This is a genomic window from Streptomyces sp. NPDC038707 (assembly GCF_040636485.1).
GTDB lineage: Bacteria > Actinomycetota > Actinomycetes > Streptomycetales > Streptomycetaceae > Streptomyces.
In genome coordinates, this window is record NZ_JBEZUP010000052.1 from 1 (window position 1) to 21,740 (window position 21,740).

Below are 21,740 nucleotides of genomic sequence, written 5' to 3' on the forward strand. Positions count from 1 at the left end.
AAGGCCGGAGCGGGCCTGGACGACCCGTCGTTCGTCCAGCCGGACCGGCCCATGTCGGCCATCGGCGGCTAGACGGCCGCCCCGCCCCCGGGCCGGCCGGTCAGGCAGCGGGCCCCGACGGCGAGCCACGCCGCCAGGGCGACCCAGGCCGGCAGCCCGTGCGGGACGGCCACGGTGTCGATCAGGTGCTCCCCGGCGACCTGGCCGGTCGCGGTGGCGTACATGCCCAGCGGGAAGACGACGCACCAGAGCGTCGGCTCGTAGGCGAACGGGACCCGGTGCCGCAGATGGCGCCAGACCCCTGCGGCCACCAGCGGGGGGATCAGGACGGTCGCCCAGATCCACAGGGCGACGACCGTCCCCTCGAGCGGGCCCCGGACCGGTCCGGGCAGCAGGCGCTCGTGGACCAGGAGCCGGGCGCCCGCCAGGGTGCTGATGGCCGCGGCGCCCATGGTGACCCAGTAGCTGGGCAGCGCCTGGGCCGGCCGGGGCGGGTCGTGCCACAGCCGCCGCACGACCAGCGCGAGCGTGCCCGCGTACAGCGGCAGACCGGCGCCCCACAGCACGAGGGCGACGGCGAGCCCGGGGCGCGTGGGGGCGAGGCTCGTCAGCGTGAGCACGATCGCCTGCAGGCCGACGGTGGCCAGGAACCAGATGCCGTCGGCCCGCCGCGGCACCGCCTTCGGCCCGGTACGCCGCAGCCGGGCGGTCGCGCGGGCGAGCCCCGTCCACCCGGCGACCGCGACCGCCAGCAGGGCCCAGCCCGCGGGCCGGGCCGGGCCGCCGGCCAGCCGGGTGGCGAGCACCCCGCTGGCCGCGACGAGCGTGTAGTGCCCGAACAGCCGCCCCGGATCGCCCAGTTCGGCACGCAGGGCCGCCCGGTGCACGGCGGCCTTGACGCCGGATGCCGCCAGCAGCGGCAGGTACAGGGCCGCCGCGACGCCGAACAGCACTCCGGACACCACGTGGGCGCCGGCCTGGCCGAGCGCCCGGGAGACGATGCCGGTGGCCATGACGGGGGCGAAGCACGCCGGTGGCAGGTCCCGGCACCGGTCGGACAGCCGGCTGCCCATCAGCGACGCGCGACCGGGTCCCGGCCCGGCCCCGGGTGCGGCGCGGCAGGCCGCCGCCGGGCGCCGTGGGAGCGGTAGACGATGTACGGGCGGGTCAGATAGCCCAGCGGCGCGGTGAAGGCGTGCACGAGACGGCTGAACGGGAACAGCGTGAACAGCGCCAGGCCCAGCAGGGCGTGCACCTGGTAGGCGAGCGGGGCGTGGGCCATGGCGGACACGTCCGGGTCCAGGGTGAACAGCGAGCGGAACCACACCGAGACGCCCACCCGGTAGTCGTACGGGTGGGGCCGCAGGGTGGTGGCCGTGGCGGTCAGCCCGGCCAGCAGCACGCAGACCAGGAGCGGATGGACGGCCCGGTCGCTGCGGCTGGTCGCGGCCCGGACGGCGGGCACCCGCAGGCGCCGGTACAGCAGGACGCCCAGACCGGCGAGGGTGGCCAGGCCCGCCGTGCCGCCGACGACCAGCGCGTTGAGGTGGTACAGCCACTCGTGCACCCGGACCCGCTCGGTCAGGGGCTCGGGGACGAGCAGGCCGATGACGTGCCCGGCCGCCACGAAGAGCAGCCCGTAGTGGAACAGCGGGCCGCCGATCGCGAGGAGCCGGTGTTCGTGGAGCTGGCTGGAGCGCGTGGTGAAGCCGAACCGGTCGTAGCGGTAGCGCCAGGCGGTGCCGGTGACCAGCACGGCGAGGGCGAGGTAGGGGAGCACGCCCCAGAGGGCGATGTGCAGGTGGTTCACCGGGAGGTCTCCTCCACGTGCGGGGTGTGGGGGGATCGCGGGGGGTAGGGCAGGAGGCCGACCGTCTCGGCGGGCGGGCCGGTGCGGGCGAGCCGGAGGGCCGCCTCACGGCTCGGCGGCCGGGGGCCGGGCAGGGTCCGGCAGACCGCCTCGACCACGTCCTCGTAGGGACTGCCGTAGCCGGCCAGGGCGAAGCGGAGCAGTTCCAGGGCGGGCCGGTGCTCGGCCAGCAGCGGCGTCCCGGCCTCGGGGACGCGGGCGGCGAACTCCAGCATGAGCGGGAGGAAGTCGGGCAGTTCCTCCTCGGCGGCCTGCCAGCCGTGCTCCCGGTAGCGGGCCTTCAGCCGGGCCAGGGCGCCGCCCCGCCCCCGGGTGTCGCCGTCGGTGTAGTACGTCAGGTACAGGCAGCGCCGGCGGCTGCGGTCGAAGGTGGTGACGTACCGGGCGGCCAGCGCCAGCGGGTCGGTCTCCCGGACCCGGTTGCAGAACCGCAGCAGCAGGCCGGTCTCCGCGCCGGGCACGGACTCCAGCACCGAGCGCACGGTCTCCAGCCGCCCGGGCCAGTCCTGGTCGGGGTAGCCGAGCAGCAGGGAGGCGGCCTGGTGGACGACGGGACGGCTCACCGGGTGCCGCCCTGGCCGCGCGGGAACAGCCCCTCGGGGCGGCCCTTGCCGTTCCAGTTCAGCAGGTTGACCCGGCCGCGCAGCGAGGTCCCGGCGTGCTCCGGCTCCGGTTCCGGTCCGGCGGCGGGCGGGGCGTGGAACGCGTCCGCCGCGTACATGCCGACTCCGCCGTGGCCGTCCAGACTGCACCCGGCGCCGAGATCCTCGTCGGCGGGCACGGTGCCGGTGTAGCTGGTGGGGATGACATACCGCTCGTCGTACTTGGCCAGCGCGAGCAGCCGGTAGAGGGCCTCGATGCCGGCGGTGTCCAGGCCGACGGCTCGGGCGATGGCCGGATCCTGTTCCTCACCGAGGTTCACCCGGCGCATGTGGGTACGCATCGCGGCCAGCCGGCACAGCGCAGCCTCCACCGGCGCCGGATCACCCGCGGTGAACAGTTCGGCGAGGTAGGCCACGGGGATGCGCAGCGAGTCGATCGCGGCGAACAGCTTGGCCGGGTCCTCCCCGTCGTGCCCGGTGGCGGTGAGCGACTCCACGACCGGCGACAGCGGCGGGACGTACCAGACCATGGGCATCGTGCGGAACTCCGGGTGCAGGGGCAGCGCCACCCGGTAGGTGCTGATCAGGGCGTGCACGGGGGAGCGGCGGGCGGCGGTGATCCAGTCGTGCGGGATCCCGGCCGCCTCGGCGGCGCGCGCCACACCGGGGTCGTGCGGATCGAGGAAGCACCCCAACTGTGCCTCGTACAGGTCCTGTTCGCTTTCCGTGGCGGCGGCCTCGCCGACCTTGTCGGCGTCGTAGAGGATCACCCCGAGGTAGCGCAGCCGGCCCACGCAGGTCTCGGAGCAGACGGTGGGCTGCCCCGCCTCGATCCGCGGATAGCACAGGGTGCACTTCTCGGCCTTGCCGGTGGCGTGGTTGAAGTACACCTTCTTGTACGGGCAGCCGGACACGCACATCCGCCAGCCGCGGCAGCGGTCCTGGTCGACCAGCACGATGCCGTCCTCGATGCGCTTGTACAGGGCGCCGGACGGGCACACGGCCACGCAGGACGGGTTGAGGCAGTGCTCGCAGATGCGCGGCAGGTAGAACATGAACGCCTGCTCGTACTCCAGGCGCACCTGCTCGTTCATCTTCCGCAGCACCGGATCTCCCGCCAGGTGCTCGGGGCCGCCGCCCAGGTCGTCGTCCCAGTTCGGGCCCCAGGTCACCCGGGTGGGGCGGCCGTCGGCCAGGGAGCGGGGCGGCGCGGTGGGCACGTCGTCGCCGAGCGGCGCGGCGAGGAGGTTCTCGTAGTCGTAGGTCCACGGCTCGTAGTAGTCGGACAGGGACGGCAGTTCGGGGTTGGCGAACAGCCGGGCCAGCCGGCGGGCCCGCCCCCCGCTGCGCGGCACCAGGCGCCCGTGCTTGAGCCGCCAGCCGCCCTTCCACTTGTCCTGGTCCTCGTAGCCCCGGGGATAGCCCTGGCCGGGGCGGGTCTCGACGTTGTTGAACCACGCGTACTCGGTGCCCGACCGGTTGGTCCACGTCTGTTTGCAGGTGACCGAACAGGTGTGGCAGCCGATGCACTTGTCCAGGTTCATCACCATCGCGATCTGTGCCATGACGCGCATGTCAGTACTCCACGTTCTGCGTGCGCCGCCGGATGACGGTGAGCGCGTCGCGCTGATTGCCGGTGGGGCCGTAGTAGTTGGGGGCGAACGAGAGCTGGGCGTACCCGCCGATGAGGTGCGTCGGCTTGATCAGCAGCCGGGTCAGGGCGTTGTGGACGCCGCCGCGGCGCCCGGTCGCCTCCGACTTGGGGACGTTCACCAGGCGCTCCTGGACGTGGTACATGAACACCGTGCCGGTGGGCATGCGGTGCGAGACGACCGCCCGGGCCACCACCACGCCGTTGGCGTTGTGGGCCTCGATCCAGTCGTTGTCCGCGACCCCGATCGCCTCGGCGTCGGCGACGCTGATCCAGATCACCGGGCCGCCCCGGGCGAGGGTCTGCATCAGCAGGTTCTCCTGGTACTCGGAGTGGATCGACCACTTCGAGTGCGGCGTGAGGTACCGGACCGTCACCGACCGGCCGCCGCCGTCCGGCCGCGGCCCCTCCCCGAGCGCTCCCATGTCCAACGGCGGGCGGTACACCGGGAGTTGCTCGCCGTACTCGGCGATCCAGGGGTGGTCCAGATAGAAGTGCTGGCGTCCGGTGAGGGTGTGCCAGGGCTTGAGGTGCTCGGTGTTGACGGTGAAGGGGGAGTAGCGGCGGTCCGGGCCCTCCTTGCCCGACCACTCGAAGCTCGCCCCGACCTGCACCGGCCGGGCCTGGGTGTCGGAGAACACGATGCGCCGCTCGGCCACCGACGCGCCCAGTCCGGACAGGCCGGAATCCGGCCCGCACCGCTCGGCGAGCCGCTCGAACCCCTCGGCGGCCAGCCGGCCGTTGGTGGTGCCGGACAGGGCGAGGATCGCCTCGCACAGCTTGACGTCGGTGTCCAGCAGGGGCCGCCCGCGCACCGCCGCCGAGGTGGCGGTGCCGCAGCGCGCGGCGAGCCAGGACACCTCGGGCTCCGGCCGCACGGTCACCCCCTTGACCGTCATCCCCTCCCGCTCGGCCAGCGGCCCCAGCGCGGCGATCTGCTCGCCGAGGGCGGTGAAGTCCCGCCGTACGACGGTCAGGCGCGGGGCGGTGGGCCCGTCGGGCGGGGCCTCGCCGGGGGTGTCGTGCTGGAGCGCGGTGGCCACCAGGTCGTAGCCCACGTCCAGCCGGCCCTCGGCCAGCCGGGCGACCTCGGCGGCCAGCCCGTGGAAGATCTCGAAGTCGGTGCGGGCCTGCCAGGGCGGGTCGATCGCCGGGGAGAACGCGTGCACATAGGGGTGCATGTCCGTGCTGGACAGGTCGTGCTTCTCGTACCAGGTCGCCGCGGGCAGCACCAGATCGGCGAACAGGGTCGTCGAGGTCATCCGGAAGTCGAGCGCGAGCAGCAGGTCGAGCTTGCCGCGCGGCGCCTCGCTGTGCCACGCCACGTCCCGGGGCCGGCACCCGGGCGGCGCCTCCTCGGCGCTCGCGTTGTCGGCCGCCCCGAGCAGGTGCCGCAGGAAGAACTCGTTGCCCTTGGCGGACGAGCCGATCAGGTTGGCCCGCCACACGGTGAGCACCCGGGGCCAGTTGGCCGGGTCGTCCGGGTCCTCGACGGCGTACGACAGCCGGCCGGCGTCCCGCTCGGCGGCCACCCACGCCGCCGGGTCGGCCCCCGCCTCGTGGACGCGCCGCCCGAGGTCCAGGGGGTTCGCGCCGAAGGTGGGGTACGACGGCATCCAGCCCTGGCGCGCGGAGCGGGCCACGAGGTCCGCGGTGTGCAGCCCGCCGAGGGCGCCGGGCGCGGTCGGCGCGGCGAGGGCGTCCGCGGTGAACCTCTCGTAGCGCCACTGGTCGGTGTGCACGTACCAGTACGGCGTGCCCGCCATCTGCCGGGACGGGCGCGTCCAGTCCGCGGCCGTCGCCAGCTGCTGCCAGCCCGCGTAGGGGCGGACCTTCTCCTGGCCCACGTAGTGCGCCCAGCCGCCGCCGTTGACGCCCTGGCAGCCGGTGAGCAGCAGCAGGGACAGGAACGACCGGTAGATGGTGTCGGAGTGGAACCAGTGGTTGGTGCCCGCCCCCATGATGATCATGCAGCGGCCCCGGGTCTGCTCCGCGGTCCGGGCGAACTCCCTGGCCGCGCGCACCACGGCACCCGCCGGCACGGAGGTGATCGCCTCCTGCCAGGCCGGCGTACAGGGCGTGGAGGCGTCCTCGTACGAGGCGGGCCACTCGCCGTCCAGGCCCTCGCGGCCCACCCCGTACCGGGCCAGCATCAGGTCGAAGACGGTCGTCACCAGGCGCCCGCCGACGCGCAGCGCCGGCACCGACCGGGTGAGCGTGGCACCCGGCTCGTCGAAGCGCGGCAGCACCACCCGTGCCGTCGTGGCCTCCGGCCGGCCGTGGCAGCTCAGCAGGGGCTCGATGCCGTCGAGCCCCAGGTGCCAGCGGCCCTCGCCCGCCTCGCGCCAGCGGTCGCCCAGCGTCCCGGGGGGCACGGCCGGCCGGCCGGTCACCGTGTCGAACACGACCGGCATCCAGCGCCGCGCCGCCGCCTCGGCGTCCCCGGCCAGGCCCAGGTCCCGGGCGGTCACGAAGGCGCCCGGCGTACGGTCCTGCGCCGCGTCGCCGTCGAGGGCGACGAGGAAGGGGAGGTCGGTGAACCGCTTCACGTAGTCGGTGAAGTACGGCACCTGCCGGTCCACGAAGCACTCGCGCAGGATGACGTGGCCCATCGCCATGGCCAGCGCGCCGTCGGTGCCCGGGTGGGGGTGCAGCCACTCGTCGGCGAACTTCGTGGCGTCCGCGTAGTCGGGCGAGACCACCACGACCTTCTGGCCTCGGTAGCGGGCCTCCGCCATCCAGTGGGCGTCCGGCGTCCGGGTGACCGGGACGTTGGAACCCCACAGCATCAGATAGGCCGCGTCCCACCAGTCACCCGACTCCGGTACGTCCGTCTGGTCACCGAAGACCTGCGGCGAGGCGATCGGCAGGTCCGCGTACCAGTCGTAGAACGACAGCATCGGCGCCCCGATCAGCGCGTGGAACCGCGCCCCGGCCGCGTGCGACGCCATCGACATCGCCGGGATCGGGGAGAAGCCCGCGATCCGGTCCGGCCCGTACTCCTTCAGGGTGTGCACATGGGCGGCGGCGGCGATCTCCAGCGCCTCCTGCCAGCCGATGCGCACCAGGCCGCCCTTGCCGCGCGCCGACTGGTAGCGGCGCCGCTTCTCCGGGTCGCCGGTGATCTCCGCCCATGCCGCCACCGGGTCGCCGCCCAGCCGGCGCTTTGCATCCCGGAACATTTCGACAAGCACACCGCGGGCGTGCGGGTACTTCACCCGGGTCGGCGAGTACGTGTACCAGGAGAACGACGCCCCGCGCGGGCAGCCCCGCGGCTCGTAGTCGGGCCGGTCCGGGCCCGTGGAGGGATAGTCCGTCGCCTGGGTCTCCCAGGTGATCAGACCGTCCTTCACGTACACCTGCCAGGAACACGATCCCGTGCAGTTCACGCCGTGCGTGGAGCGCACCACCTTGTCGTGCGCCCAACGCTCCCGGTACGGCTGGTCGTTGACCTGCTGGTCCGTACGGAGCACGGCCCGGTTGCCGGGCGTCGCCGGCGCCCGCCGTAACAACTGTCCGGCCGCGAAAAGCCGCTCGGCCGCATCCGAAGCAATCCGCTCCGCCTTCGCCCTGCCACGTGCCACGCCCTCGGGCTCCCCTCGGGGATCGGGCTGCCGGAGCGCTCGGCTCCGGCGCGCGCCTGTCGGTGAACGGGGCCAGAGTGCTCCCGGCCGACCTGCGCGGCGGTGCTCTTTTTCGCCACTTGGACGTACTGAGAACTTGTTTTTCTTCAGCTTTGCAATGATTCGTGAGGAACGAAAAGGAGACGACCAGGCGTTGGCATGCCCGTTGCCCGCCGTTGGGGAACGGCGCGCTCCGCAGCCCTACGGCACGCTCCGCGCAGCCCTACGGCTCCCGGTCCGACCAACTGAACGAGCCGAGACCGTCCTCCTCGGCCGGGCGCGGAGCGGTCCGGCGGCGGCGCGCCAGCCAGAACACCGACGCCAGGGCCCACCCGGCGGCGATCATCACCACGAGGACACCGGTGACCAGCGCGGCCGCGCCCAGCACGCCGAACTTCGCGAGCATCCAGGGAATCTGGTCCTCGCCGCAGCCGCAGGCCCGTGTCACACCGCTCATGGGGACACCTTGCTCGCCCGGCACCGCACATCCGCCGCCCGTGGCCCGACCGTTCCGCGGCGGTGACGCTTCCGCGACCACCGCACGGGACCGGAGCCGACGGCGCCCGCTACGCCCCGGACTCCTCGGCGGCCCGCCACTCCTCGAAACGGACCACGTCCTTCAGGAACCCCCGCACTCCGAGGAACTGCGACAGATACTCGCGGTGCGCCTCGCACGTCAGCCACGTCTTGCGCCGCTCCGGCGTGTGGACCTTGGGGTTGTTCCACACCAGCACCCATACGGCGGCCGCACGGCAGTTCTTGGCCGAGCAGATCGGGGTCTCGTCACTCACGGTTCGTCTCGGTTCGTCTCGTCGAGGGGCGGACAGCGAAAGGGGCGGAAAGAGGTGGAAAAGGGCGGAAAACATGGCGACGCCGGGCAGCCACGGGGGGAGCTGCCCGGCGTCGGTCCGTCGCTCCGACGGGGGATGCGGAGCGCCTACGCAGTATGTCACGGGTACCCCGTCGCCCGGGACCGGAACAGCTAGATTGTTCTGAGGTTTTCTTGAGCTTCCAGGTGGCCGCCCCGGCGGGCCCGGAGTCCGCCGTGCTCAGACCGGGTCCGGGCGTTCCCCGCCCGCTCCGGCCGCTCCGGCCGTCTGGTCGGTCGGCACATCGCGCGGTGCGGAATCCCTTACCGACTCCGCCCGTTGGCCCTCCGCGTGGGTGGCCGCGATCATCGGACGCACCGGCGTGGTCACGAACGTCGACGGAAGCGACGGCGGCCGCTCCCGGCCCGCGTTCGCGATCACCACGGCGACATAGGGCAGGACCGCGCCGAGCACGAGCGCGACGATCGCGACGTACCGCTCGACGTTCCACAGCGAGGCCGCCAGGATCACCGACACGGTACGGACCGACATCGAGATCACGTACCGGCGCTGCCGGCCCCGGACATCCTCGGCGAGTCCGGTCCGGGCACCGGTGATCCGGAACACCTGGACGCCGCCGCCGTGCTGTTTCCGCATCACCATTCACCATCCGCCCGCATCGGACCCGTTCCGGCCCGCACCCTCGTCCGCATCCGGCGGGAACCCGGCCGGGCCATCCCCCACGTTACGCCGCCTCCGCGCCGCGTTCGAGGCCGGGTCGCCCCCTGCCTGCGACGACGCCCCCTGACCCGGGCACGTACGGGGCAACCCGACATGCGCCGTACGGCGCGGCACCCCACACTGACCGTAATGCTCACGTCGAGCCGGACGAGGAGGCAGCCATGGGCTGGTTGTGGGCGATCATCGTGGGATTCGTGCTGGGCATCATCGCCAAGGCGGTCATCCCCGGCAAGCAGCACAGCCCCCTCTGGCTGACCACCATCTGCGGCATCCTGGGCGCCATCGTCGGCAACGCGATCGCCCGCGCGGTCGGCGTGTCGGAGACCAAGGGCATCGACTGGAGCCGGCACATCTTCCAGCTGGTGGCGGCGATCATCATCGTCGCGGCCGTCGACGCCCTCTACATGGCGACGCTGGGCAAGAAGAAGCACCGGGCCCGGGTGTAGCAAGAGGGAGCGCCGGACCCTGGTGCGGGGGCGCGGGTGTCCCACGCCCCCGCACATCAGGGCGTCACGCGGGGACGACCTCCACCGCGGCCAGGTTCTTCTTGCCGCGCCGCAGCACCAGCCACCGCCCGTGCAGCAGATCCTCCCGGGCGGGCACCGCGTCCTCGGCGGTGACCTTGACGTTGTTCACGTAGGCGCCGCCCTCCTTCACCGTGCGCCGGCCCGCGGACTTGCTGGCCACCAGGCCGACCTCCGCGAGCAGGTCGACCACCGGGGCCGGCTCGGAGACCCGGACGTGCGGCACCTCCGACAGCGCCGCGGCCAGCGTCCGCTCGTCCAGCTCCGCCAGCTCGCCCTGGCCGAACAGCGCCTTGGACGCGGCGATCACCGCGGCCGTCTGTTCGGCGCCGTGCACCAGCGTGGTCAGCTCCTCGGCCAGCGCCCGCTGCGCCGCCCGGGCCTGCGGACGCTCCTCCGTCTGCCGCTCCAGCTCCTCGATCTCCTCACGGGACCGGAAGCTGAAGATCCGCAGGAACTTGGAGACGTCCCGGTCGTCCGCGTTGACCCAGAACTGGTAGAACGCGTACGGAGTGGTCATCTCGGGGTCGAGCCACACCGTGCCGGATTCGGTCTTGCCGAACTTGGTGCCGTCCGCCTTGGTGATCAGCGGGGTGCCCAGCGCGTGCACCACGGCCTCCGGCTCGACCCGGTGGATCAGGTCCGTGCCCGAGGTCAGGTTGCCCCACTGGTCGCTGCCGCCGGTCTGCAGCGTGCAGCCGTGGCGCCGGTACAGCTCCAGGAAGTCCATGCCCTGGAGGATCTGGTAGCTGAACTCGGTGTAGCTGATGCCCGCGTCGGAGTTGAGCCGCCGGGAGACGGCCTCCTTCGCGATCATCTTGTTGACCCGGAAGTGCTTGCCGATGTCCCGCAGGAACTCGATGGCCGACAGGCCCTGGGTCCAGTCCAGGTTGTTGACCATCACCGCGGCGTTCGGCCCGTCGAAGTGCAGCAGCGGCTCGATCTGGCCGCGCAGCCGCTCCACCCAGCCGGCCACCACCTCCGGCGCGTTCAGCGTGCGCTCGGCCGTGGGCTTCGGGTCGCCGATGAGCCCCGTCGCGCCGCCGACCAGCGCCAGCGGACGGTTGCCCGCCTCCTGGATGCGGCGCATGGTCAGGATCTGCACCAGGTTGCCGAGGTGCAGGCTGGGCGCGGTCGGGTCGAAGCCGCAATAGAACGTGACGGGACCGTCCGCGAACGCCTTGCGCAATGCGTCCTCGTCCGTGGAGAGGGCGATGAGCCCGCGCCACTTCAGCTCGTCGACGATGTCCGTCACGGTTCTCGTGTCTCCTTGATGATCTTCCGGCAGCCGGGTGACGCCCGACCACGAACGCCTACGAGGTTATACGCCCTGACTGACAGAGCTCATGTTGAAATCCGGGATGCGCAGCGTGGGCATCGCGGCCCGGGTGAACCAGTCGCTCCACTCCCGCGGCAGCGTCCGCTCCGTCCGCCCGGCCTCGATGGCCCGGCCCAGCAGGTCCACGGGCGACTCGTTGAACCGGAAGTTGTTCACCTGCCCGGTCACCTCGCCGTTCTCCACCAGGTACACCCCGTCCCGGGTCAGGCCCGTCAGCAGCAGCGTCGCCGGATCGACCTCGCGGATGTACCACAGGCAGGTCAGCAGCAGCCCGCGTTCCGTGTCCTCGACCATCTCCTCCAGCGAGCGGTTCCCGCCGTCCAGGATCAGGTTGCCGAGCGCGGGGGCGACCGGGAGCCCGGTCAGGGCCGCGCTGTGCCGGCTCGTCGTCAGGTGCTTCAGCACACCCCGGCCGATCCACTCCGTGGCGCGCGTGGGCAGCCCGTTGTCGAACACGGACTCGTCGCCGCCGGAGGAGTGGGCGATCACGAAGGGCGGGCACTCCAGCCCCGGCTCGTTCGGGTCGCTGCGCAGGGTGAGCGGCAGCTCGCTCAGCCTCTCGCCGATCCGGGTGCCGCCGCCCGGCCGGGAGAACACCGTCCGCCCCTCGGCCGCGTCCCGGCCCGACGCCGACCACAGCTGGTAGATCAGCAGGTCCGCCACGGCGGTCGGCGGCAGCAGCGTCTCGTAGCGGCCCGCGGGCAGGTCCACGCGCCGCCTGGCCCAGCCGAGCCGTACGGCCAGCTCGGCGTCGAGCGTGCCCGGGTCGACGTCCTTGAAGTCCCGGGTGGACCGGCCGGTCCACGCCGAGCGGGTGCGGTCCGGGGACTTGGCGTTCAGCTCCAGCGTTCCGGTGGGCTGGTCGTGCCGCAGCCGCAGCCCGGTGGACGTGCCCACATAGGTCGACACCAGTTCGTGGTGGGCGAAACCGTACAGTTCCCGGCCGCCCGCCCGTGCGCGGGCGAAGGCCTCGCCGAGCGCCGGCGCGAAGTCGGCGAACACCGCGGAGGAGGTCTCGACGGGCGCGTCCGTGAAGTCCGGGGACTCCGGCACCCCGCCGACCAGCGGCTGCGCGTCCTCGGCGGGCCCGGCACCGCGGGCGGCGGCCTCCGCGGCCCGCACCAGCGGCTCCAGGTCCTCCGCGGTGACCGCCGACCGGGACACCACACCGGAGGCGGTGCCCTCGGCGCCGTCCACGGTCGCGATCACGGTGAGCGTACGGCCCCGGGTCATCCCGTTGGTGGTGAGCGCGTTGCCCGCCCAGCGCAGATTGGCGGTGGAGTGCTCGTCGGCGATGACGACACAGCCGTCCGCCCGGGACAGCGCCAGCGCCTGCTCGACGACCTCGTGCGGCTTGTGGGTACGGGCGCTCATCGACCGGCCTCCTGCGTGGTGTTGAGGATGTTGACGCCCTTGAAGAGGGCCGAGGGGCAGCCGTGGGACACTGCGGCGACCTGGCCCGGCTGGGCCTTGCCGCAGTTGAAGGCGCCGCCGAGGACGTACGTCTGAGGTCCGCCCACGGCGGCCATCGACCCCCAGAAGTCGGTGGTCGTGGCCTGGTAGGCGACGTCCTTCAGCTGGCCGGTGATCCGCCCGTTCTCGATCTTGAAGAAGCGCTGGCCGGTGAATTGAAAATTGTACCGTTGCATGTCGATCGACCAGGACCGGTCACCGACGACATAGATGCCCCGGTCCACGCCCCCGATCAGGTCCTCCGTGGACAGCCCGGCCGGGTCCGGCCGCAGCGAGACGTTGGCCATGCGCTGCACCGGCACATGAGCGGGGGAGTCGGCGTACGCGCACCCGTTGGACCGCTCGAACCCGGTCAGCCGCGCGATCCGCCGGTCCAGCTGGTAGCCGACCAGCGTGCCGTCCTTCACCAGGTCCCAGGACTGCGCCGCCACGCCCTCGTCGTCGTAGCCGATGGTCGCCAGGCCGTGCTCGGCGGTGCGGTCGCCGGTGACGTTCATCAGCTCGGAGCCGTACCGCAGCTTGCCGAGCTGGTCGAAGGTGGCGAAGGAGGTGCCGGCGTAGGCGGCCTCGTAGCCGAGGGCACGGTCCAGCTCGGTGGCGTGGCCGATGGACTCGTGAATGGTCAGCCACAGGTTGGAGGGGTCCACCACCAGGTCGTACAGGCCCGGTTCCACGCTCGGCGCCCGCATCTTCTCGGCGAGCAGCTCGGGGATCCGCGCCAGCTCGTCGTCCCAGTCCCAGCCGGTCCCGGTCAGGTACTCCCAGCCGCGCCCCACCGGCGGGGCGAGGGTGCGCATGGAGTCGAACTCGCCGCTCGCCCCGTCGACCGAGACGGCCGTCAGCTGCGGATGCAGCCGTACCCGCTGCTGGGTGGTGACCGTCCCGGCGGTGTCCGCGTAGAACTTGTTCTCGTGCACGGTGAGCAGCGAGGCGTCCACGTGGTCGACGCCGTCCGCGCGCAGCAGTCGGTTGCTCCACTCCGCGAGGAGCGCGGACTTCTCCTCGTCCGGCACCGAGAACGGGTCGATCTCGTACGACGAGATCCACGTCTTGTCGGCGTGCACCGGCTCGTCGGCCAGCTGCACGTGTTCGTCCGACCCGGCGGCCTTGATCACCTGCGCGGACAGCTTGGCCATGGCCACCGCCTGCGAGGCGACCCGCGCGGCGGCGTCCATGGTCAGGTCCACCCCGGAGGCGAAGCCCCACGCACCGCCGTGCACCACCCGGACCGCGTACCCGAGGTCGGTGGTGTCCGACGACCCGGCGAGCCGCGCGTCCCTCAGCCGCCAGGAGGCGCTGCGCACCCGCTCCAACCGGAAGTCCGCGTGCTCGGCCCCCAGCGCACGCGCGCGTGCGAGCGCGGCGTCGGCGAGGGCGCGTAGGGGGAGCGCCAGGAATGATTGATCGACTTCGTGGGGCACCGTTGGGATCCCTTCGGGCGCTTGCCTGTGGTGACTTTCGCAGGCAGTGAATCATGTCTCGCCCGGCGTACTCCCGGGAAAATACGCACGCTTGGCGGAAGGCGCGGAAAGACCGACGGGCGGGCACGAGACCGACTCGTACCCGCCCGCCGACGCCGCGTACGCCGCGAACTCAGCCGTCCAGAAGCGCGGTGAAGGCCGTCCAGGCGGCCGGGGTGACGACGAGGGGGCGGATGTCCTTGTCCTTGGAGTCGCGGATATGGACCGTCCCGGGGCTCAGGGCGATCTCCACGCAGTTGTCCCCGTCTCCGCCGCTGTAACTGCTCTTGAACCAGTCCAGCTCGGGGGTGGTGCTCATAGCGCTCCTCGCATCGGGCCCGCCGCGAGCGCGGTGAAGGCTGTCCAGGCGGCCGGGGTGACGGTGAGGGGGCGGATGTCCTTGTCCTTGGAGTCACGGATGTGGACCGCTGCGGGGAGCATGGCGACCTCGACGCAGTTGTCGCCTTCGCTGCCGCTGTAGCTGCTCTTGAACCAGCTCAGCTCGTCGATGGTGCTCATAGCGCTCCTCGCATCTGTTCCAGCAGCTCCACGGTGGCCCGGCAATCCAGGGCCTGCGAACGCAGCTTGCCAGAGCGCTGGAGCATGACGCTCACGTCCTTGGGGGCGGAGATCAGGTTGCTTGACCGCTGCCCTTCCGTGTAACCGATCCACTGGTGAGCAGGCGTTTCGGCCAGATACATAAGACCGTCGACCCCGCAGTGGTCCTCCTGGAGCGCGGGCATGATCTGGATTTCGACGTTGCGCCGAGTGCCCACCTCTAGAAGGTGATCGATGACTTCCCTGGTCACATCCCGCCCACCCACGCGCCGATCCAGGATGGCCTGTTCGATGACGAAGCTGAACGCTGTGTTCTGCCGGGCGGAGATGATGTGCTGGCGGTCCAGTCGAGCCGTGACCTGGCGCTCGATCTGCTCCTCAGACACTGGTGGCAGTCGCCTGTCGTAAATCGCCCGAACAGGGAGATCGCCTCCTCCTCGATCCCCGCCCACTGCCGGAACCACGAAGCCAGCCCTGCCCGCCTCGTCAGACTCTTCGCCGCCGCCGTGAGGACCTTCCCCCCGACCGGCCCCAGCACCTCGCCCGCCCGCGCCGGCAGATCCCCCGGAGGGAACCGCTTGCCTTGCTCGATCTTGGCGATGTACGCGGCCGAGTACCGTACGCGCGGCGCGAACTCCTCCTGTGTCAGCCCGGCTTCCTCCCGTAGCGCCTTCAGAACCGCGCCGAAGGTCTTGAGACTGTCGGAGAGTTCGGCTTCAGTGTTGTTCGCAGTGCCTCCGCCGTGGTCCACCGTCATCGCCACGTGCCTCCTGTGCTCACGTCTCCGTGCCCTCACCGAAACCCCGCCCGCCCACCCGGGGTCACGGGGAGTTACCCACCCAGTCCAGAGCGTGCACTGGTACAGCCGTGACTGTATGGGCGTCGTACCTGTTGGCGGCGCGGACGTGCGCAGAACGCTGGCTTCATGTCCTCGTCGTCGCCGAACTCGCCGCCAACGCCGTGCTCCACGGCCGCGTCCCGGGCCGTGACTTCGAGCTGCGCCTGAGTTTCGACCGCGCCGCCGGTGTCGTACGCGTAGAGGTGTCCGACACCCACCCCGTACGGCCCCAGCCCAATGGGCCGGCGGCTCCGAGCCGTCCCCTCGACGCCGAGGGCGGCAGGGGACTGCTCCTCGTGGCGGCCGTCGCCACCCGCTGGGGCGTCGGCGAGCGGCGGGGGCCGGGCAAGGCGGTGTGGGCGGAGTGCGAGGTGCCGCCGCCGGCCGCTGCCAGTGGTGCCGGGTGTTCGGCCCGGTCTCGCTGAGAGGTGGGCACTGTGCCGGTCGCAGTTCGGGAGCCGGGCCGGCTGCTCGTTGTACGGAGCTGGTGGCCCAAGGCGAGATCCGGCTCGAGGCGGCGACGAGTGCCGACAGAGCGCGACCGTCCCACTACGAGGTTCCCGTCGACGTCTCACCGCTCGACCTGCTGCTTGCCGAGCGCGAGGAGGACGACCGTTGATCTACCTCGACTCCTCGGCGCTGATCACCTGGCTGACCAGAGCCTGCCCGGCAGGCTGCGCACCCTGGACGCTCTCCATGTGTCCAGCGCCCTCACACTCGGTGACGCCTTGCAGTGCCTCGTCACGTACGACAAGCGGATGCTGGAGGCGGCCAGGGCAGCGGCGCTCCCCGCCTGCGTGCCCGGCACGGCGGACTGAGCCCGTAGCGTTCGAGCGGCACGCGCACTGTAGGGACCCCACAGTGCGCGGCATGAGCCACTGTCGGTGCCCGATTGTCTCCGGGCGCGGCGGTACCGATAGGTTTCCAATGAAGCCGCCTGTCTCCCACGTGTCCGGGCGGAATGTAAGACCGCTATCGAAAGGGTGATCCGTTGAGCCGCTCGGTTCTCGTCACCGGAGGCAACCGGGGCATCGGCCTCGCCATCGCCCGCGTTTTCGCCGACGCAGGCGACAAGGTCGCGATCACGTACCGCTCGGGTGAGCCGCCGGCCGGATTCCTGGCCGTCAAGTGCGACATCACCGACTCGGACCAGGTGGAGCAGGCCTACAAAGAGATCGAGGACCGGCACGGCCCGGTCGAGGTTCTGGTCGCCAACGCGGGCGTCACCAAGGACCAGCTCCTGATGCGCATGTCCGAGGAGGACTTCACCTCGGTCATCGACACCAACCTCACCGGTACCTTCCGGGTCGTCAAGCGCGCCAACCGCGGCATGCTGCGGGCCAAGAAGGGCCGCGTCGTCCTCATCTCGTCCGTGGTCGGCCTGCTCGGCTCGGCCGGACAGGCGAACTACGCCGCCTCCAAGGCCGCGCTGGTCGGCTTCGCGCGTTCCCTCGCCCGGGAGCTGGGCTCGCGCAACATCACCTTCAACGTCGTCGCGCCCGGCTTCGTCGACACCGACATGACCAAGGCGCTCACCGACGAGCAGCGCCAGAACATCCTCGGCCAGGTGCCGCTCGCCCGGTACGCGCAGCCCGAGGAGATCGCCGCGACGGTGCGCTTCCTCGCGTCCGACGACGCTTCGTACATCACTGGAGCCGTCATCCCGGTTGACGGCGGACTGGGAATGGGTCACTGAACACCATGAGCGGAATCCTCGAGGGCAAGCGCGTCCTGATCACCGGTGTGCTGATGGAGTCCTCCATCGCCTTCCACGCCGCCAAGCTGGCCCAGGAGCAGGGCGCCGAGGTCATCCTGACCGCGTTCCCGCGGCCCACCCTGACCGCGCGCATCGCCAAGAAGCTGCCGAAGCCGGCCAAGGTCGTCGAGCTGGACGTCACCAACGACGAGCACCTCGGGCGGCTCGCGGACATTGTCGGCGAGGAGCTGGGCGGCCTGGACGGCGTCGTGCACTCCATCGGCTTCGCGCCGCAGGACGCGCTCGGCGGCAACTTCCTCAACACGCCGTTCGAGTCCGTCGCCACCGCCATGCACGTCTCGGCGTTCTCCCTGAAGTCGCTGACCATGGCCTGCCTGCCCCTGATGCAGAACGGCGGCTCGGTCGTCGGCCTCACCTTCGACGCCCAGTACGCCTGGCCGCAGTACGACTGGATGGGCCCGGCCAAGGCCGCTCTGGAGGCCACCAGCCGCTACATGGCGCGCGACCTGGGCAAGCAGAACATCCGCTGCAACCTGATCTCGGCGGGCCCGATCGGCTCCATGGCCGCCAAGTCCATCCCGGGCTTCAGCGACCTGGCCTCCGTGTGGGACAGCCGTTCCCCGCTGGAGTGGGACCTGAAGGACCCGGAGCCGGCCGGCCGCGGCATCGTCGCGCTGCTGAGCGACTGGTTCCCGAAGACCACGGGCGAGATCATCCACGTCGACGGCGGCCTGCACGCCATCGGCGCCTGAGCCCTACGAGGCCCTCTCCGGCCCTTCCTTGCGATGGCTCTGCCGACGCCCCGTTTCCCGCCGCGCGGGGAGCGGGGCGTCGGCGTAGGTCCGGGGGCCGCGTGTTCCGCGTGCGCCGGTGTCACCCGTCCGGCCCACCGGCCGGGCCGCAGCCGCGCCCGCGGCGCACCCTGTGAGTACGCCCTCCGCTGCCCGGCCGAGGAGGTCCCCTTGTGCGCCCGTCCCGCAGCCTGGCCCCGCTGACGGCGGCCCTGGCCCTCGTGCTGTCGCCGCCGTACGCGCACGCGGAGGCCGACGCGTCCCCCTCGCCGGGCCCGTTCGGCGCCTCCTGCCGTACGACCGTCCGCGGCTCCCAGGTGGTGGCCCACTGCCACAACCCCTATGTGGACATCGACCGCGTACGGCTGCACATCGAGTGCGCCCGCTGGTGGGACATCGACACCGACAGCGCCCCGGCGGACGCCTGGCCGGCCATGACCGTACGGCTCACCGGCCGGTGCTGGAAGGAGATCCGTTCGGTGTGGATCAGCCACCAGAGGGCGCGCTGAACCGGCCCGGATTGCAGAGGAACGGATAGCTCGCGGCCTCCCCGGCCGCCGCCTCGGCGTCCCCGGCGCGGATCGCGTCCACCAGGCGCGCGTGGTCCATGTAGGTCTCCGGGGTCAGCTCCGCCCCGACGTCCGCGCGCAGCCAGTCGCGCAGCACCTCGCCCAGGTCGGCGTACATCGCCACCATCACGTCGTTGTGGGACGCGGCCACCACCGCGAGGTGGAAGGTGGCATCGGCCGCCACGAAGGCTTCCGTGTCGCCCGTCTCCCACGCCTGCTCGCGCCGGACCAGCATCGCGTCCAGCTGCTTGAGGTCCTTCTCGGTGCGCCGCTCGGCGGCGAGCTTGGCCGCGGCCGACTCCAGCGTGGAGCGCAGCTCGGCGATGTGCCGCGGGTCGGCGTCGGCGAAGCGGCGGTACATCACACCGGCCAGCTCGCTCGTGGCCACGACGTACGTGCCCGAGCCCTGGCGGATGTCCAGCAGACCGTTGTGGGCGAGCGCCCGGACGGCCTCGCGGACGGTGTTGCGGGCGACACCGAGCTGTTCCACCAGCTCCGGCTCGGTCGGGATGCGCGAGCCGACCGGCCACTCGCCGGAGGTGATCTGGTTGCGCAGTGCGGCGATGACCTGCTCGGACAGCACCGAGCGACGCGGGTGGCTCAAGGGCATGGCACACCTTCGCACAAGAGGACCGGGCGCGGACGCTCCGGGGATGGACAGGCAATCATCCTATGATTCTATGATGGGTCTCATGGCTAGTGAGGAAACCCGGACAGTGGAGACCCGTACGGCGATGACACCGACCGAACGCGGTGCTGCCGCGACGAGCACCCCAGAGACGACCCCCGGCGCTGGCCGCCCGCGCGCGTGGGCCACCCGGCTGGTGGTCGTGGGCATCATGCTCTCCGCCCTGAACCTCCGGCCGGCCATCACGAGCCTCGGCGCCCTCCTCGAAGAGGTCCGCGACGGGCTCGGCATGAGCGGCAGCGTGGCCGGACTGCTCACCTCCGTGCCCCCGCTGTGCTTCGCCGTCTTCGGGGTCATGGCACCCCGCCTGTCCCGGCGCTTCGGACCGGCCGCCGTGGTCTGCGCGGGCATGGCCGCCATCGCCACCGGCCTCGTCATACGGCCCTTCGTCGGCAACACGGCCGGCTTCCTGGCCGCCAGCGCGCTCGCCCTGATGGGCATCGCCGTCAGCAACGTCCTGATGCCGGTCATCGTCAAGCGCTGGTTCCCCGACCGGGTCGGCTCCATGACCGGCCTGTACTCGATGGCCCTCGCCGCCGGGACCTCCCTCGCCGCCGCGCTGACCGTCCCGCTCACCGACGCCATGGGCGGCAACTGGAAGTCCGGCCTCGTCGTGTGGGCGACCATCGCCGCCGCCGCGGTCCTGCCCTGGCTGCCGCTCCTGCGCGAGCGCGGCCCGGCCGACGTCCAGGTCCAGGAGACGGCGCCCGAGGCCCCGGAACAGCAGGCCCCGCTGCGCCTCACCCGGAGCCGTACCGCCTGGTCGCTCGCCGTCTTCTTCGGGCTCCAGGCCACGGCCGCGTACATCACGATGGGCTGGATGCCGCAGATCTTCCGGGACGCCGGTGTCCCGGCCGGCACCGCCGGTGTGCTGCTCGCCGTCACCATGGTGATGGGCGTGCCGCTTGCCTTCGTCATCCCCCGGGTCGCCAGCCGCCTGCCCCACCAGGGGCCGATCGTCCTGGTGCTGGGCGTCTGCGGGCTCGTCGGCTACGCCGGGCTGTACCTCGCGCCGTCCGGCGGCTCCTGGGCCTGGGCCGTGCTGCTCGGCGTGTCCAACTGCTCCTTCCCGCTCGCCCTGACCATGGTCGGCATGCGCGCCCGCAGCGGTCCGGGCGTGGCCCAGCTGTCCGCGTTCGCCCAGAGCACCGGCTATCTGATCTCCATTCCCGGCCCGCTGCTGGTCGGCGTGCTCTACCAGCAGAGCGGCGGCTGGGGAGTGCCGATCGCCCTGATGGCGGCGCTGATGGTGCCGCAGATGGTGGTGGGCTTCATGGCCGGCCGGGACCGCACGGTCGAGGACGAGGCGACACACTGACCCGGCCGGGGTGCCCCGGCGCCGTCGCGGGGGAGGCGGGGTGCGAGACTGGACGCATGCAGCCTGTGCTCGACCCGAACCCGCGAAACGGCCAGAAGAAGATGCTGCTCGTCTTCGGCTCGTTCCTCGCCATCTTCGTGATCATCGCCGTGGTGGCAACGATCGCGTCCCCGTGACCCCGGGGCGTTCTGCCGGGTCCCGGGCGGCCCGGCGCTTCCGGGACACCTGCCCTTCTTGACGGCCGGGCCCTGCGGGTGGTCGGGCGCCTGTGAATGGTCCGGCCCTCCGGGTGGTCCGGTGCCTCGGGTGGTCCGGTGCCTCGGGTGGTCCGGTGCCTCCGGACCGGCCGTTCTCTCCGAGGGGGCGGGTCCCTCCGGGCTGGGTCCCCGGGGCCGGGTCCCTCGGGGCCGGGGCGCCTGGCCGTGTCGGGTGGTCCGGTCGTCGCGGATCGCCCGCGGTCGGGGCTTACCGGATCTTCCGGCTTCCGCGGGCTGTTTTGGTTCGCTCCTGCCGGTTCCCCGCTCCCCGCAGCTCCGCCGGTCCCCGCAGCTCCGCCGCCCGTCCCCGCCGGGTCCTTCGGTCCCGCCGGGTCTCCGGCCCGCTGCTCCGCTGGTTCGATCGGTTCCCCGGCCCTCGCCGGCCTTCCCCGGCCCTCGCCGGCTCTCTCCGGTTCCGCCGATCCGCCGGTTTCGCCGGTTCTCCAGGCCCTCCGGTCTCTCTCCGGCTCTCCGGCCCTGCCGGTTTTCCCGCCGGGCTTCCCTGCCCGTGCCGGTTCTCTCCGGGATGATGGTGGGGCTGGCCCCCCATCCCCTAGGGGGTCAGGGTCAGGGTCAAGTGGGTGGGAATCCGGATGGGTTGGCGGCCCCGGATTCCGTAGCTTCGAGGTGTGACCGCGAGAGGCGGTCCCGGACCTCGAAGACTCACGCACGGAGGCGACCATGGCGGCCCGCACCCACTCCCGGCCCCACCCGGCGACCACGGGCGACGTCGACACCCGGCTGCCCTGGTGGGCGCTCGCCCTGCCCGCCCTCGCCTTCGTCGCGCTGCTCGCGCTGATACTCAACCCGTCGGAGGCCCATGCGGCCGGCGGGGACCCGGCGATCGCGCGGTTGCTGGAGCGCGTCCAGCAGCTCGCCGCGCGCTGACGGCAAGCCCCCTCGCGCGGTGAA

At 72.1% G+C, this 21,740-nt stretch carries 22 protein-coding genes and 1 pseudogene; 8 read left to right on the top strand and 15 right to left on the bottom strand.

Translation table 11 applies throughout. The features are described from left to right. Window positions 1–68 precede the first annotated feature (68 nt). The 8 genes from AB0E62_RS37555 to AB0E62_RS37590 all read right to left on the bottom strand — a co-directional run bounded on the left by AB0E62_RS37555 (window position 69) and on the right by AB0E62_RS37590 (window position 9,212). On the bottom strand, window positions 69–1,073 hold the full coding sequence (locus AB0E62_RS37555) for a tellurite resistance/C4-dicarboxylate transporter family protein (RefSeq protein ID WP_362204791.1): 1,005 nt from the start codon (window positions 1,071–1,073) through the stop codon (window positions 69–71). Next, window positions 1,073–1,810 carry a respiratory nitrate reductase subunit gamma gene (narI, locus tag AB0E62_RS37560; protein ID WP_362204794.1) on the bottom strand — a complete coding sequence of 246 codons (738 nt, stop codon included), beginning with the start codon at window positions 1,808–1,810 and terminating at the stop codon, window positions 1,073–1,075. Before narI ends, AB0E62_RS37555 begins: the two co-directional genes overlap by 1 nt. Next, on the bottom strand, window positions 1,807–2,433 hold the full coding sequence (narJ, locus tag AB0E62_RS37565; RefSeq protein WP_362204797.1) for a nitrate reductase molybdenum cofactor assembly chaperone: 627 nt from the start codon (window positions 2,431–2,433) through the stop codon (window positions 1,807–1,809). The genes narI and narJ overlap by 4 nt, the downstream gene beginning before the upstream one ends. Beyond that, window positions 2,430–4,046 carry a nitrate reductase subunit beta gene (gene narH, locus AB0E62_RS37570; protein ID WP_362204800.1) on the bottom strand — a complete coding sequence of 539 codons (1,617 nt, stop codon included), beginning with the start codon at window positions 4,044–4,046 and terminating at the stop codon, window positions 2,430–2,432. The genes narJ and narH overlap by 4 nt, the downstream gene beginning before the upstream one ends. Before the next feature lies 1 nt (window position 4,047). Next, window positions 4,048–7,707 carry a nitrate reductase subunit alpha gene (locus AB0E62_RS37575; RefSeq protein WP_362204803.1) on the bottom strand — a complete coding sequence of 1,220 codons (3,660 nt, stop codon included), beginning with the start codon at window positions 7,705–7,707 and terminating at the stop codon, window positions 4,048–4,050. Between the two features lie 262 nt (window positions 7,708–7,969). Continuing rightward, a complete protein-coding gene (locus AB0E62_RS37580) occupies window positions 7,970–8,203 on the bottom strand; it encodes a hypothetical protein (RefSeq protein ID WP_362204806.1) in 234 nt (77 codons plus the stop codon). 109 nt (window positions 8,204–8,312) lie between these two features. Beyond that, on the bottom strand, window positions 8,313–8,537 hold the full coding sequence (locus AB0E62_RS37585) for a hypothetical protein (protein ID WP_362204809.1): 225 nt from the start codon (window positions 8,535–8,537) through the stop codon (window positions 8,313–8,315). 258 nt (window positions 8,538–8,795) lie between these two features. After that, entirely contained in the window at window positions 8,796–9,212 is a 417-nt protein-coding gene (locus tag AB0E62_RS37590; protein ID WP_362204812.1) for a DUF3099 domain-containing protein, read from the bottom strand. A gap of 245 nt (window positions 9,213–9,457) precedes the next feature. Between AB0E62_RS37590 and AB0E62_RS37595 the strand changes: the two genes are divergently transcribed. Next, a complete protein-coding gene (locus AB0E62_RS37595) occupies window positions 9,458–9,742 on the top strand; it encodes a GlsB/YeaQ/YmgE family stress response membrane protein (protein WP_362204815.1) in 285 nt (94 codons plus the stop codon). A 64-nt stretch (window positions 9,743–9,806) separates the two neighbouring features. Here the strand turns inward: AB0E62_RS37595 and tyrS are convergent, their stop codons facing one another. The 6 genes and pseudogenes from tyrS to AB0E62_RS37625 form a co-directional block, all read right to left on the bottom strand. Continuing rightward, window positions 9,807–11,075: a tyrosine--tRNA ligase gene (tyrS, locus tag AB0E62_RS37600; RefSeq protein WP_362204818.1), complete on the bottom strand. Its 1,269-nt coding sequence runs from the start codon at window positions 11,073–11,075 to the stop codon at window positions 9,807–9,809. A gap of 66 nt (window positions 11,076–11,141) precedes the next feature. Further along, entirely contained in the window at window positions 11,142–12,533 is a 1,392-nt protein-coding gene (locus AB0E62_RS37605) for a TldD/PmbA family protein (protein WP_362204821.1), read from the bottom strand. Beyond that, the gene (locus tag AB0E62_RS37610) at window positions 12,530–14,053 is read right to left on the bottom strand and encodes a TldD/PmbA family protein (protein WP_362204824.1); all 1,524 of its coding nucleotides are present in this window, start codon (window positions 14,051–14,053) and stop codon (window positions 12,530–12,532) included. Before AB0E62_RS37610 ends, AB0E62_RS37605 begins: the two co-directional genes overlap by 4 nt. 172 nt (window positions 14,054–14,225) lie before the next feature. Then, window positions 14,226–14,411: a DUF397 domain-containing protein gene (locus AB0E62_RS37615; RefSeq protein ID WP_362204827.1), complete on the bottom strand. Its 186-nt coding sequence runs from the start codon at window positions 14,409–14,411 to the stop codon at window positions 14,226–14,228. Further along, a complete protein-coding gene (locus tag AB0E62_RS37620) occupies window positions 14,408–14,611 on the bottom strand; it encodes a DUF397 domain-containing protein (protein WP_362204830.1) in 204 nt (67 codons plus the stop codon). Before AB0E62_RS37620 ends, AB0E62_RS37615 begins: the two co-directional genes overlap by 4 nt. Then, window positions 14,608–15,407 (bottom strand): annotated as a pseudogene (locus AB0E62_RS37625) (helix-turn-helix transcriptional regulator). Before AB0E62_RS37625 ends, AB0E62_RS37620 begins: the two are co-directional and overlap by 4 nt. A gap of 131 nt (window positions 15,408–15,538) precedes the next feature. On the opposite strand from AB0E62_RS37625, the gene AB0E62_RS37630 reads away from it, so the two are divergent. The 4 genes from AB0E62_RS37630 to AB0E62_RS37645 all read left to right on the top strand — a co-directional run bounded on the left by AB0E62_RS37630 (window position 15,539) and on the right by AB0E62_RS37645 (window position 18,505). Continuing rightward, window positions 15,539–15,913 carry an ATP-binding protein gene (locus AB0E62_RS37630; protein WP_362204894.1) on the top strand — a complete coding sequence of 125 codons (375 nt, stop codon included), beginning with the start codon at window positions 15,539–15,541 and terminating at the stop codon, window positions 15,911–15,913. Window positions 15,914–16,479: 566 nt separating this feature from the next. Next, window positions 16,480–17,184, top strand: coding sequence for a 3-oxoacyl-[acyl-carrier-protein] reductase (fabG, locus tag AB0E62_RS37635; protein ID WP_362204833.1), 705 nt, complete (start codon window positions 16,480–16,482; stop codon window positions 17,182–17,184). Window positions 17,185–17,189: 5 nt separating this feature from the next. Further along, window positions 17,190–17,957, top strand: a complete 768-nt coding sequence (gene fabI, locus AB0E62_RS37640) for an enoyl-ACP reductase FabI (RefSeq protein WP_362204836.1) — start codon at window positions 17,190–17,192, stop codon at window positions 17,955–17,957. Between the two features lie 212 nt (window positions 17,958–18,169). Beyond that, on the top strand, window positions 18,170–18,505 hold the full coding sequence (locus tag AB0E62_RS37645; RefSeq protein WP_362204839.1) for a hypothetical protein: 336 nt from the start codon (window positions 18,170–18,172) through the stop codon (window positions 18,503–18,505). On the opposite strand, the gene AB0E62_RS37650 is transcribed toward AB0E62_RS37645, so the two are convergent. Beyond that, window positions 18,483–19,175, bottom strand: coding sequence for a FadR/GntR family transcriptional regulator (locus AB0E62_RS37650; RefSeq protein ID WP_362204842.1), 693 nt, complete (start codon window positions 19,173–19,175; stop codon window positions 18,483–18,485). The two genes, AB0E62_RS37645 and AB0E62_RS37650, sit on opposite strands and share 23 nt — an antisense overlap. 70 nt (window positions 19,176–19,245) lie before the next feature. On the opposite strand from AB0E62_RS37650, the gene AB0E62_RS37655 reads away from it, so the two are divergent. From AB0E62_RS37655 to AB0E62_RS37665, 3 genes are all read left to right on the top strand, one after another. Then, complete coding sequence (locus AB0E62_RS37655; protein WP_362204845.1) at window positions 19,246–20,571, top strand: CynX/NimT family MFS transporter; 1,326 nt, start codon at window positions 19,246–19,248, stop codon at window positions 20,569–20,571. A 56-nt stretch (window positions 20,572–20,627) separates the two neighbouring features. Then, window positions 20,628–20,747: an SGM_5486 family transporter-associated protein gene (locus AB0E62_RS37660; protein WP_359050284.1), complete on the top strand. Its 120-nt coding sequence runs from the start codon at window positions 20,628–20,630 to the stop codon at window positions 20,745–20,747. Between the two features lie 762 nt (window positions 20,748–21,509). After that, window positions 21,510–21,716: a hypothetical protein gene (locus AB0E62_RS37665; protein ID WP_362204849.1), complete on the top strand. Its 207-nt coding sequence runs from the start codon at window positions 21,510–21,512 to the stop codon at window positions 21,714–21,716. The last annotated feature ends 24 nt before the right edge of the window (window positions 21,717–21,740 follow it).